Below are 12,081 nucleotides of genomic sequence, written 5' to 3'. Positions count from 1 at the left end.
CAGGGAACGCCATCTGCCCATGATTCATATCCCGAAATCGGAATACGGCCGTCGCCGCAAGGCCCTGATGGCGCAGATGGAACCCAACAGCATCGCCATCCTGCCCGCTGCCGCAGTGGCCATCCGCAATCGTGATGTCGAGCATGTCTACCGCCAGGACAGTGATTTCCAGTACCTCAGCGGTTTCCCCGAGCCACAGGCTGTGCTGGTCTTGATGCCAGGACGCCTGCACGGCGAATACATCCTGTTCTGCCGCGAGCGTAACGCCGAGCGAGAGTTGTGGGATGGCTTGCGTGCCGGGCAGGAAGGAGCGATTCGCGACTTCGGCGCCGACGATGCCTTTCCGATCACCGACATCGACGACATCCTGCCGGGCCTGATCGAAGGCCGTGACCGGGTGTATTCGGCCATGGGCAGCAACCCGGAATTCGACCGGCACCTGATGGATTGGATCAACGTGATTCGCTCCAAGGCCAACCTGGGCGCCCAGCCCCCGAACGAATACGTTGCGCTGGATCATCTGCTGCACGACATGCGCCTGTATAAATCGGCGGCGGAAGTGAAAGTGATGCGCGAGGCCGCACGGATTTCCGCCCAGGCCCACGTTCGCGCAATGCAGGCCAGCCGCGTCGGTTTGTATGAGTTCAGCCTGGAGGCCGAGCTGGATTACGAATTCCGCAAGGGCGGGGCGAAAATGCCGGCCTACGGTTCCATCGTCGCGGCCGGACGCAACAGTTGCATCCTGCATTACCAGCAGAATGACGCCGTGCTCAAGGACGGCGACCTGGTGCTGATCGACGCCGGTTGCGAGATTGACTGCTACGCCAGCGACATCACCCGTACCTGGCCGGTCAACGGCAAGTATTCGGTGGAACAGAAGGCGATCTATGAATTGGTGCTGGCTGCCCAGGAAGCCGCGTTTGCCGAGATCGCCCCGAACAAACACTGGAATCAGGCCCATGAAGCGACGGTTCGGGTGATCACCGCCGGCCTGGTCGAGCTGGGCTTGTTGCAGGGCGACGTCGATGAATTGATTGCCAGCGAAGCCTACAAGGCGTTCTACATGCACCGCGCCGGGCACTGGCTGGGCATGGATGTGCATGATGTTGGCGAATACAAGGTCGGCGGCGAGTGGCGCGTGCTGGAAGTCGGCATGGCCCTGACCGTGGAGCCGGGCATCTACATTGCCCCCGACAATCAGAACGTAGCCAGGAAATGGCGCGGCATCGGCGTGCGCATCGAGGACGACGTGGTGGTCACTAAAAGCGGCTGTGAAATCCTCACCCAAGGCGTACCGAAAACGGTCGCGGAGATCGAAGCCTTGATGGCGCAAGCACGGACACAGGCGGCATGAGTCGAGTCAATCTGGCGATTATCGGTGGCGGCCTGGTGGGTGCGAGCCTGGCGATGGCGTTGCAGGCCGGGGCGAAGGCCCGTGGCTGGAAGATCGTACTGATCGAGCCGTTTGCCCCCGGCGATACCTACCAGCCGAGCTACGACGCGCGTTCCACGGCCTTGTCCTTTGGCGCCCGGCAGATTTACCAGCGGTTGGGCGTCTGGCAGGACATCTCCCGCCGCGCCGAGCCGATCAAGCAGATTCACGTCTCCGACCGGGGACGTTTTTCCACGGCGCGGCTGTCGGCGATGGAAGAGGGCGTTCCGGCGCTGGGCTACGTGGTGGAAAACGCCTGGCTCGGCCAGTGCCTGTGGCAAGGCCTGGACAAGGACGTGATCAGCTGGCGTTGCCCGGCGGAAGTCACCCGCATGGAGCCGCTCACCGACGGTTATCGCCTGACCCTCAATGACGAAACCACCCTCGATTGCGACCTCGCGGTGCTCGCCGATGGCGGCCGTTCCGGCCTGCGCGAGCAACTGGGCATCGGCGTCAAGACGCGCCCCTATCACCAGAGCGCGCTGATCGCCAACATCACCCCGAGCGAAGCCCACAACGGCATGGCGTTCGAGCGGTTCACCGACGATGGCCCGATGGCGTTGCTGCCGTTGCCGGACAACCGTTGCGCCCTGGTCTGGACCCGTCTGGGGATGGACGCGCAACGCCTGGCCGCCCTCGATGAGCGCAGCTTCCTGAGCGAACTGCAAAGCGTGTTCGGCTATCGCCTCGGCACGTTGAAACAGGTCGGTGCGCGGCACCTGTATCCACTGTCGTTGGTGGAGGCGGAAGAGCAAGTGCGATCGCACCTGGCGATTCTTGGCAACGCCGCCCACAGCCTCCACCCGATTGCCGGCCAGGGCTTCAACCTGTCCCTGCGCGACGCCCAGGCGCTGGCCGATGCGCTGCTGGCCAGCGAAAAGTCCCCGGGGGATTTCGCGACCTTGCAGGCCTATCGCGAGGGCCAGCGCCTGGATCAGAACCTCACGGTCGGCTTCTCGGACCAGGTCACGCGCCTGTTCGGCAGCACGCAGCCATTGGTTTCGCTGGGGCGCAATCTCGGGCTGCTCGGTCTCGACCTGCTGCCGCCGGCCAAGCGCTGGTTCGCCCGACAGGCCATGGGCCTGGGTACGCGCCCCGATGTTTAACCGGCTAAGCAAAACGTTCGGCAAGGCCCGATTAATGCGCTGGTTCATGGGCCTCTACCCGCCGTACCTTGGCGCCGGGGTTCGGGTGCGGCACATCAGCGATGATTTCCGTGACATCGAAGTGACGATGGGCCTGGGCTGGTACAACCGTAATTACGTCGGTACCCAGTTCGGTGGCAGCCTGTATTCGATGGTCGATCCGTTCTTCATGCTGATGCTGATGGAAAACCTTGGGCGCCATTACATCGTCTGGGACAAGGCCGCCGACATCGACTTCATCGCACCGGGCAAAGGCCCGGTGTTCGCCCGCTTCCGCATCGACGACACCCTGCTCGACGAGATCCGTCGACAGACCGCGGATGGCCAGAAATACCTGCCGCAGTTGCAGGTCGATATTCATGACGGCGCCGGCCACCTGGTGGCGCGCGTCGGAAAAACCCTTTATGTGCGGCTCAAACCGCAAGCGAGACAGGCTTAAAGCATGGAAATGCGCGCAGATCTGCTGATTGTCGGGGCCGGAATGGTCGGCAGCGCCCTGGCGCTGGCGTTGCAGGACAGTGGGCTGGAAGTACTGCTGCTGGACGGCAGCCCCTTGAGCGTCAAACCGTTTGACGGACAGGCGCCGTTCGAGCCGCGGGTCAGCGCCTTATCCATCGCCAGCCAGCGGATTCTCGATCGCCTGGGCGTCTGGGAGGGCATCGCCGGCCGACGCAGCAGTCCGTACAGCGATATGCAGGTCTGGGACGGTAGCGGCACCGGGCAGATTCATTTTTCGGCGGCCAGCGTGCATGCCGAGGTACTGGGCCACATCGTCGAGAACCGGGTGGTACAGGATGCCTTGCTTGACCGCTTGCACGCCTGTGATCTTGGCCTGCTGGCCAATGCCCGCCTGGAGCAGATGCGCCGCTCCGGCGATGACTGGCTCCTCACCCTGGCCGATGGCCGGACGTTGCGCGCGCCCCTGGTGATCGCGGCGGATGGCGCCAACTCGGCGGTTCGGCGCCTGACCGGCATGGCGACGCGGGAGTGGGATTATCTGCACCACGCCATCGTCACCAGCGTGCGCTGTTCCAAACCCCATCAAATGACCGCCTGGCAGCGCTTTACCGATAACGGCCCGTTGGCATTCCTGCCGCTGGAGCGCGATGGCCAGCAGGATTGGTGTTCAATCGTCTGGTCGACCACCCCCAGCGAAGCCGAGCGCCTGATGGCCCTCGATGACCAAGGCTTCTGTCGCGAACTGGAACGGGCCTTCGAAGGCCGGCTCGGCGACGTACTCAGCGCCGACCCGCGGTTGTGCGTGCCCTTGCGTCAACGCCATGCCAAGCGTTACGTGGCTGAAGGCCTGGCGCTGATCGGCGATGCGGCGCACACCATTCACCCCTTGGCCGGTCAAGGGGTGAACCTCGGTTTCCTCGATGCCGCCGTCCTGGCCGAAGTGCTGCTGCAGGCGGCTGCGCGCGGCGAGCGTCTGGCTGAAGTGAAGGTGCTCAGCCGTTACGAGCGTCGACGCATGCCCCACAACCTGGCGTTGATGGCGGCGATGGAGGGTTTCGAGCGGTTGTTCCAGGCCGATCCGTTGCCGGTACGCTGGTTGCGCAATGCCGGTTTGAAGATGGTCGACCAGATGCCCGAGGCCAAGGCACTGTTTGTGCGCGAGGCGCTGGGGTTGACCGGGGATTTGCCGGCGCTGGCCAAGGCCTGACATTTTCGCTGCGGCTGATGGCCTCTTCGCGAGCAAGCCCGCTCCCACAGTTGAAATGCATTTCATTGTGGGAGCGGGCTTGCTCGCGAAGGCGTCGGCACATCCGCCATCAATTCCCGCCTGTGCAACATCTGGTAACTCCTCCACGAACTGTTCGATTGAGATGGCAAATGTGAGTCCTTATCATTTGGCCTCATTTTTTCATTCGAGAGAGCGCTCCCATGTTGGCACCGAAGCGTCTACTGACTGCACTGGCCCTGACCCTGATCGGCAGCACCGTCGCCCAGGCCGCTGACGAGGTGGTGGTCTACTCCTCGCGTATCGACGAACTGATCAAGCCGGTCTTCGATGCCTACACCGCCAAGACCGGTGTGAAGGTGAAGTTCATCACCGACAAGGAAGCGCCGCTGATGCAGCGGATCAAGGCCGAGGGCGAGAACGCCACCGCCGACCTGCTGCTCACCGTCGACGCCGGCAACCTCTGGCAAGCCGAGCAAATGGGCATCCTCCAGCCTTTCACCTCGAAAACCATCGATGCCAACATCCCGCTGCAATACCGCGCCGCCTCTCACGCCTGGACCGGTCTGAGCCTGCGGGCGCGGACCATCGCCTATTCCACCGACCGGGTGAAACCGGGCGAGTTGACCACCTACGAAGCGCTGGCCGACAAGAACTGGGAGGGTCGCCTGTGCCTGCGCACGGCGAAGAAGGTCTACAACCAATCCCTGACCGCCACCATGATCGAAGTCCATGGCGCCGAGAAAACCGAGAAGATCCTCAAGGGCTGGGTCAACAACCTGTCCACCGACGTGTTCTCCGACGACGTTGCGGTACTGGAGGCCATCAACGCCGGTCAGTGTGATGTCGGCATCGTCAACACCTACTATTACGGTCGCCTGCACAAGCAGAAACCTGACCTGCCTGTGAAGCTGTTCTGGCCGAACCAGGCGGACCGTGGCGTGCACGTCAACCTGTCGGGCATCGGCCTGACCAAGCATGCCCCGCACCCGGAAGCCGCCAAGGCCCTCGTGGAGTGGATGACCACGCCTGAAGCGCAGAAAATCTTCGCGGACGTCAACCAGGAGTTCCCGGCCAATCCGACCGTGCATCCCTCCGCCGAAGTCGCGGCCTGGGGCAAGTTCGTCGCCGATACCCTGCCGGTTGAAGTCGCCGGCAAGCGCCAGGCCGAAGCGATTCGCATGATGGATCGGGCTGGCTGGAACTGAGTCGGCCGCTTTAAAGAGCAAAAGATCGCAGCCTTCGGCAGCTCCTGCACATACACCTTGTAGGAGCTGCTGAAGGCTGCGATCTTTTCGCGTTTTCCGTATCCCAATTTCGCGAGAGCTTTTCCTTGGCCCATCCCGCCCAGCGCCGCTGGTATCCCCTGGTCTTCGCCATCGCTGCGCTGGTCCTGCTGCCCCTGAGTGTGTTGCTGCTTTCCTGGCAATCGGTCGATCAACAGATCTGGTCCCACCTGTGGGACACGCAGATGCCGCGCCTGCTGGGCAACACCCTGACCCTGGTGCTGGGCGTCGGTGTCGGTGTGACGCTTCTCGGTGTGAGCCTGGCCTGGCTCACCAGCCTTTGCGAATTTCCCGGCAGACGCTGGCTGGACTGGGCGTTGATGCTGCCTTTTGCGATTCCGGCCTATGTGCTGGCCTTCGTCTTCGTCGGCCTGCTGGATTTCGCCGGCCCCGTGCAAACCTTGCTCCGCGAGTGGTTCGGCACGGGCCTGCGCTTGCCGCGCGTGCGCTCCACGGGCGGGGTGATTCTGGTACTGGTGCTGGTGTTCTACCCCTACGTCTACCTGCTGGCGCGTACGGCATTCCTCGCTCAGGGCAAAGGCCTGATGGAAGCCGCGCGGGTGCTGGGGCAATCGCCGTGGCAGGCGTTCTGGCGGGTGGCAATGCCAATGGCGCGCCCCGCCATCGGTGCGGGCGTGGCGCTGGCGTTGATGGAAACCCTGGCGGATTTCGGTGCCGTGTCGGTGTTCAACTTCGACACGTTCACCACGGCGATCTACAAGACCTGGTACGGATTCTTCAGCCTTTCCACCGCCGCGCAACTGGCCAGCCTGTTACTGCTGGTGGTGATGGTGGTGCTGTATGGCGAGCGTCGCGCGCGCGGGGCCAACCGCGCCAGTAACGAGCGGCCGCGGGTCAAGGCGCTGTATCACCTGCAGGGCTTCAAGGCGCTTTTGGCCACGGGTTGGTGCGCTCTGGTGTTCGCCTGCGCCTTCGTCATCCCGATGCTGCAACTGCTGGTGTGGTTCTGGCAGCGCGGGCGCTTCGACCTGGATGAGCGCTACACCGGCCTGATCGTCCACACCTTGTACCTGGGCGCGATGGCGGCGTTGATCACCGTGAGTGTCGCCCTGGTGCTGGCGTTTGCCCGGCGCCTGGCGCCGACCCAGGGGATCCGCGCCGGGGTCAGCCTGGCCAATCTTGGCTACGCCTTGCCCGGTTCGGTGCTGGCGGTGTCGATCATGCTGGCGTTCAGTTACCTGGACCGGGAACTGGTGATCCCGCTCTCCGGCTGGCTCGGCGGCACCGGCAAGCCCTTGTTGCTGGGCAGTCTGTCGGCCTTGCTGCTGGCCTATCTGGTGCGCTTCATCGCCGTGGCCTACGGACCGCTGGAAAGCAGCCTGGCGCGTATACGGCCATCTTTGCCCGAAGCGGCACGTAGCCTCGGCGTCAGTGGTCCGCGACTGTTTTTCAAAGTGTATCTGCCATTGTTGCTGCCCGGCTCGTTGAGCGCGGCGTTGCTGGTGTTCGTCGATGTACTCAAGGAAATGCCCGCTACCCTTCTGATGCGCCCGTTTGGATGGGACACACTGGCCGTGCGGATCTTCGAAATGACCAGCGAGGGCGAATGGGCCAGGGCTTCCTTGCCGGCCCTCACCCTGGTTCTGGTGGGATTGCTACCGGTTATCGGATTGATTCGACGTTCGGCCCATCAAAACAGCTAGGTGTCAGTCCTACACCTTGCGGCTACAATGCGCGGCATTCGGTGCGGTCCGTCTGACAGACAAGGTAGTAGAAGTTGGCTGGAGGCCTCTTTTTTCAAGGCTTTCAATCGATAGATAACTCGCCCGCACCTTCGCCACGCCCGGAAGGAGAAACCCATGGGACAGCGTACGCCTCTGTATGACCTTCATCTCGCCCTCGGCGCGAAGATGGTCGATTTTGGCGGTTGGGATATGCCTCTGCATTACGGATCGCAAGTCGAGGAACACCATGAGGTGCGCCGCGATTGCGGTGTTTTCGATGTATCCCACATGACCGTGATCGACGTCGATGGCCCCCAGGCCAAGGCCTGGCTTCGGCACTTGTTGGCCAATGACGTCGAACGCCTGCACAGTGCCGGCCGTGCGTTGTACAGCACCATGCTCAACGAGCGCGGCGGCATCGTCGACGACATGATCGTCTATCGCCTCGACAGCGGTTATCGACTGGTGGTCAATGCGTCCACCCGCGATCAGGACCTGGCGTGGATGCAGGCTCACCTCGAGGGTTTCAAGGTGCAGCTTCGCGAGCGTTCAGAGCTGGCGATGCTGGCCATCCAGGGCCCACACGCCCGGCAGAAGGTGGCCGAGCTGGTGACGCAAGCCCGAGCCAATCTGATCCAGCTGCTCAAGCCCTTCGAAGGCCAGCCCGACGGCGACTGGTTCATCGCGCGCACGGGCTACACGGGCGAAGACGGCCTGGAAATCATCCTGCCGGCCGATCAGGCGCCGGGCTTTTTCAACGATCTGGTGGGCGCGGGCATTTCCCCGATCGGCCTTGGCGCGCGGGACACCCTGCGGGTCGAAGCCGGCATGAACCTGTACGGCCAGGACATAGACCAGGACGTTTCACCGCTGGCCTCCAACATGGCCTGGAGCATTGCCTGGGAACCGGCCGCTCGCCAGTTCATCGGGCGCGCGGCGCTGGAAGCCGAGCGCAGTGGCGGCGTGCAACACAAACTGGTCGGCCTGGTCCTTGAAGAACGCGGCGTTTTGCGCGCTCATCAGGTGGTCCGTATCGCCGATGTTGGCGAAGGGGAGATCACCAGTGGTAGTTTCTCTCCTACGCTTAGCAAGTCGATTGCACTGGCGCGCGTGCCGATGGCAACTGCCGACCGCGCGGAAGTGGAAATCCGTGGCAAGTGGTACCCGGTCCGAGTGGTCAAACCGACCTTCGTCCGCCATGGCAAAACCTTGATCTAACCTTTTCCGGCGGACTTTGACCGCTGACAATTTTCCTGAGGACACAGAACATGAGCGATATCCCTGCCGACCTGCGTTTTGCCGAGAGTCACGAATGGGCACGCCTGGAAGCTGACGGCACCGTTACCGTGGGCATTAGCGATCACGCGCAGGAAGCGCTGGGCGATGTGGTGTTCGTCGAATTGACCGAAGTTGGGAAAACCTTCGCGGCCGGTGATCAATCCGGCGTGGTGGAATCGGTTAAAGCGGCGTCCGACATCTATTCCCCGGTGGCCGGTGAAGTGATCGCGATCAACGAAGACCTGGGCGCCTCGCCGGAGCTGCTGAACTCCGACCCGTACGGCGCGTGGATCTTCAAGCTCAAGCCAAGCAACACCGCCGAGCTGGACAAGCTGCTCGATGCCGCCGCCTACAAGGCCGCCATCGGCGAATAAGCTTTCTGCGTCACCCCCAAAGCCCCGACCTGTCGGGGCTTTTTTTGTGCCTGTTGTGGCGCCATAAGATCGCAGCCCGCGGCAGCGCCTACAGGTAGCGCGGTCAATGTAGGAGCTGCCGCAGGCTGCGATCCTTTGATCTTCAAGGGCACTGCATTATCGGCTGCTATGCTGGTTTGACCGTGTTGCATCGACGTTGAGCGCCAGTCAAGAGAGAGCCCGTCATGTCCCAGTTGCCGTCCTTGAGCCAGTTACGCGACCCCAATGCCTTTCTTCGCCGGCACCTCGGGCCGGATGCCGCCGAGCAGCAGGCGATGCTCGACAGCCTCGGTCTCGGCAGCCGCGTCGAGCTGATCGAACAGACGGTGCCGCCCGGCATTCGCCTGAACCGCGCGCTCGACCTGCCGCCGGCGCTGGATGAAGAAGCGGCGCTGGCAAAGTTGCGGGGCTATGCCGAGCAGAACCAGCTTTTCACCAGCCTGATCGGCATGGGGTACCACGGCACACTGACGCCGGCGGTCATTTTGCGCAACGTCCTGGAAAATCCCGGCTGGTACACCGCCTACACGCCGTATCAACCGGAAATCGCCCAGGGTCGGCTCGAAGCGCTGCTCAATTTCCAGCAATTGACCATCGACCTCACCGGCCTGGAACTGGCCAACGCGTCGTTGCTGGACGAAGCCACGGCGGCGGCGGAAGCCATGGCCCTGGCCAAACGGGTCGCCAAGTCGAAAAGCAATCTGTTCTTCGTCGATGAACACTGCCATCCGCAAACCATTTCCGTGGTGCAGACCCGCGCCGAAGGCTTCGGATTCGAGCTGATCATCGACGCTGTGGATAACTTGAAGCAGCACCAGGTGTTCGGCGCATTGCTGCAATACCCCGACACCCACGGCGAAATCCGTGACCTGCGCCCGCTGATCGATCACCTGCATGCCCAGCAGGCGCTGGCGTGTGTTGCCGCCGATCTGTTGAGCCTGCTGTTGTTGACGCCACCGGGGGAATTGGGCGCCGACGTGGTGTTCGGCTCTTCCCAGCGCTTTGGTGTGCCCATGGGGTATGGCGGCCCCCATGCTGCGTTTTTTGCCAGCCGCGATGAATACAAGCGGGCGATTCCCGGAAGGATCATCGGCGTATCGAAAGATGCCCGGGGCAACGTTGCCCTGCGCATGGCCCTGCAAACCCGCGAGCAACATATTCGCCGGGAAAAGGCCAACTCCAACATCTGTACCGCGCAGGTATTGCTGGCCAACATCGCCAGTTTCTACGCGGTCTACCACGGTCCGGAGGGCCTCAAGCGCATTGCCCAGCGCGTGCACCGGCTGACGTGCATCCTCGCCGCGGGCCTTGAGCGCAAAGGCATCACACGCCTCAACCGGCATTTTTTCGACACCCTGACCCTGGACGTTGGCGGCACCCAGACCGCGATCATCGAAAGTGCCCTGGCCGCGCAGATCAATCTGCGCATTCTGGGGCGCGGGCAATTGGGCTTGAGCCTCGACGAAACCTGCGACGAAGCCACCGTGGCCAAGTTGTTCGATGTGTTCCTCGGCGCCGATCATGGATTGAACGTCGATGAACTGGATGCCGAAGCGCTGGTTTCAGCAATCCCCGACAATCTGCAACGAACCACTCCCTACCTGCGCCATCCGGTGTTCAGCGCCCATCACAGCGAAACCGAAATGCTGCGTTACCTCAAGCAGCTTGAGAACAAGGACCTGGCGCTCAACCAATCGATGATCCCGCTGGGCTCGTGCACCATGAAGCTCAACGCCACCAGCGAAATGATCCCGATCACCTGGCCGCAGTTCGCCAACCTGCATCCGTTCGCGCCCAAGGAACAGGCTGCCGGTTATGCGTTGATGATCGAAGAGCTGGAGCGCTGGCTGTGCGCTATCACCGGTTTCGATGCGATCTGCATGCAGCCCAACTCCGGGGCCCAGGGCGAGTACGCGGGCCTGCTGGCGATCCGCAAATACCACGAGAGCCGCCAGCAGGGCGGGCGGGATATCTGCCTGATCCCGTCGTCGGCCCACGGCACCAACCCGGCCTCGGCACAGATGGCCGGGATGCGCGTGGTGATTGTCGAGTGCGACGAGGCCGGTAACGTCGATCTGGAGGACCTGAAAGATAAAGCGGCCCAGGCCGGCGACAAACTGGCTTGCCTGATGGCGACTTATCCATCGACCCACGGTGTGTACGAGGAAGGCATTAGCGAAATCTGCGAAGTTATCCACAGCCACGGCGGACAGGTGTACATGGACGGCGCCAACCTCAATGCCCAGGTCGGTCTGGCGCGGCCAGCGGATATCGGCGCCGACGTGTCCCACATGAACCTGCACAAGACTTTCTGCATTCCCCATGGCGGTGGCGGGCCGGGCATGGGGCCGATTGGCGTGCGCGCCCATCTGGCGCCGTTCGTGGCCAATCATCCGGTGGTGCCGATCGACGGACCGCTGGCGCAGAACGGTGCTGTCAGCGCAGCGCCGTGGGGCAGTGCCAGCATTCTGCCGATCAGCTGGATGTACATCGCCATGATGGGGCCGCAACTGGCGGATGCCAGCGAAGTGGCGATCCTCGCCGCGAATTACCTGGCGCGGCATTTGTCCGGGGCGTTCCCGGTGCTGTACACCGGGCGCAACGAACGGGTGGCCCACGAATGCATTCTCGATTTGCGACCGCTCAAGGCGTTGACCGGCATCAGCGAGGAGGACGTTGCCAAGCGCCTGATGGACTACGGCTTCCATGCCCCGACCATGTCCTTTCCCGTGCCGGGGACCTTGATGGTCGAACCGACCGAAAGTGAATCGAAGGCTGAGCTGGACCGTTTCATTGGGGCGATGCTGAGCATCCGTGCGGAGATTACCGAGGTGCAGAACGGTAATTGGCCGGCCGAGGACAACCCGCTGAAACGTGCACCTCATACCCTGGCCGATATCACCGGGGTTTGGGAGCGGCCCTACAGCATTGAACAGGCGGTCACGCCGGATGCGCACACCAAGGCCAACAAGTACTGGCCGGTGGTGAATCGGGTGGACAACGTTTACGGGGATCGAAATCTGTTCTGTGCGTGTGTGCCGCTGGATGAATACCGCTGATCTCCCAGGCAAACACACAACAAATGTGGGAGCGGGCTTGCTCGCGAAAGCGGTGTGTCAGTCCAAGCAGATATCGACTGACACACCGCTTTCGCGAGC

Annotated in this window: 9 protein-coding genes; all 9 read left to right on the top strand. The window is 62.7% G+C overall.

Annotated elements, in window-relative coordinates; translation table 11 throughout:
* Window positions 1–19 precede the first annotated feature (19 nt).
* The 9 genes from pepP to gcvP all read left to right on the top strand — a co-directional run bounded on the left by pepP (window position 20) and on the right by gcvP (window position 11,982).
* On the top strand, window positions 20–1,354 hold the full coding sequence (pepP, locus tag F8N66_RS26255; protein WP_150772919.1) for a Xaa-Pro aminopeptidase: 1,335 nt from the start codon (window positions 20–22) through the stop codon (window positions 1,352–1,354).
* Window positions 1,351–2,538 (top strand): 2-octaprenyl-6-methoxyphenyl hydroxylase, encoded by a 1,188-nt coding sequence (gene ubiH, locus F8N66_RS26250; RefSeq protein ID WP_150772918.1) that lies wholly within the window; start codon window positions 1,351–1,353, stop codon window positions 2,536–2,538. Before pepP ends, ubiH begins: the two co-directional genes overlap by 4 nt.
* Window positions 2,531–3,016: a DUF4442 domain-containing protein gene (locus F8N66_RS26245; protein WP_150772917.1), complete on the top strand. Its 486-nt coding sequence runs from the start codon at window positions 2,531–2,533 to the stop codon at window positions 3,014–3,016. The genes ubiH and F8N66_RS26245 overlap by 8 nt, the downstream gene beginning before the upstream one ends.
* Before the next feature lie 9 nt (window positions 3,017–3,025).
* Window positions 3,026–4,243, top strand: coding sequence for a 2-octaprenyl-3-methyl-6-methoxy-1,4-benzoquinol hydroxylase (locus tag F8N66_RS26240; protein WP_191623062.1), 1,218 nt, complete (start codon window positions 3,026–3,028; stop codon window positions 4,241–4,243).
* Between the two features lie 221 nt (window positions 4,244–4,464).
* On the top strand, window positions 4,465–5,469 hold the full coding sequence (locus tag F8N66_RS26235) for an extracellular solute-binding protein (RefSeq protein WP_150772915.1): 1,005 nt from the start codon (window positions 4,465–4,467) through the stop codon (window positions 5,467–5,469).
* Window positions 5,470–5,594: 125 nt separating this feature from the next.
* Window positions 5,595–7,211 carry an ABC transporter permease gene (locus F8N66_RS26230; RefSeq protein WP_150772914.1) on the top strand — a complete coding sequence of 539 codons (1,617 nt, stop codon included), beginning with the start codon at window positions 5,595–5,597 and terminating at the stop codon, window positions 7,209–7,211.
* A gap of 156 nt (window positions 7,212–7,367) precedes the next feature.
* A complete protein-coding gene (gene gcvT, locus F8N66_RS26225) occupies window positions 7,368–8,450 on the top strand; it encodes a glycine cleavage system aminomethyltransferase GcvT (RefSeq protein WP_150772913.1) in 1,083 nt (360 codons plus the stop codon).
* 50 nt (window positions 8,451–8,500) lie between these two features.
* Entirely contained in the window at window positions 8,501–8,884 is a 384-nt protein-coding gene (gene gcvH / locus F8N66_RS26220; protein WP_128604708.1) for a glycine cleavage system protein GcvH, read from the top strand.
* Between the two features lie 224 nt (window positions 8,885–9,108).
* Window positions 9,109–11,982, top strand: coding sequence for an aminomethyl-transferring glycine dehydrogenase (gene gcvP, locus F8N66_RS26215; RefSeq protein ID WP_150772912.1), 2,874 nt, complete (start codon window positions 9,109–9,111; stop codon window positions 11,980–11,982).
* Window positions 11,983–12,081 lie beyond the last annotated feature (99 nt).

Source organism: Pseudomonas fluorescens, assembly GCF_902498195.1.
In the GTDB taxonomy this organism is placed as follows: Bacteria; Pseudomonadota; Gammaproteobacteria; order Pseudomonadales; family Pseudomonadaceae; genus Aquipseudomonas; species Aquipseudomonas fluorescens_BU.
The sequence above is the reverse complement of the archived record's forward strand: the minus strand, read 5'-3'. Positions and strand labels throughout refer to the sequence as shown.

Coding starts and splice junctions, on each gene's coding strand:
- pepP (WP_150772919.1), top strand. CDS start 20: ATGATTCATATCCCGAAATCGGAATACGGCCGTCGCCGCAAGGCCCTG.
- ubiH (WP_150772918.1), top strand. CDS start 1,351: ATGAGTCGAGTCAATCTGGCGATTATCGGTGGCGGCCTGGTGGGTGCG.
- F8N66_RS26245 (WP_150772917.1), top strand. CDS start 2,531: ATGTTTAACCGGCTAAGCAAAACGTTCGGCAAGGCCCGATTAATGCGC.
- F8N66_RS26240 (WP_191623062.1), top strand. CDS start 3,026: ATGCGCGCAGATCTGCTGATTGTCGGGGCCGGAATGGTCGGCAGCGCC.
- F8N66_RS26235 (WP_150772915.1), top strand. CDS start 4,465: ATGTTGGCACCGAAGCGTCTACTGACTGCACTGGCCCTGACCCTGATC.
- gcvT (WP_150772913.1), top strand. CDS start 7,368: ATGGGACAGCGTACGCCTCTGTATGACCTTCATCTCGCCCTCGGCGCG.
- gcvH (WP_128604708.1), top strand. CDS start 8,501: ATGAGCGATATCCCTGCCGACCTGCGTTTTGCCGAGAGTCACGAATGG.
- gcvP (WP_150772912.1), top strand. CDS start 9,109: ATGTCCCAGTTGCCGTCCTTGAGCCAGTTACGCGACCCCAATGCCTTT.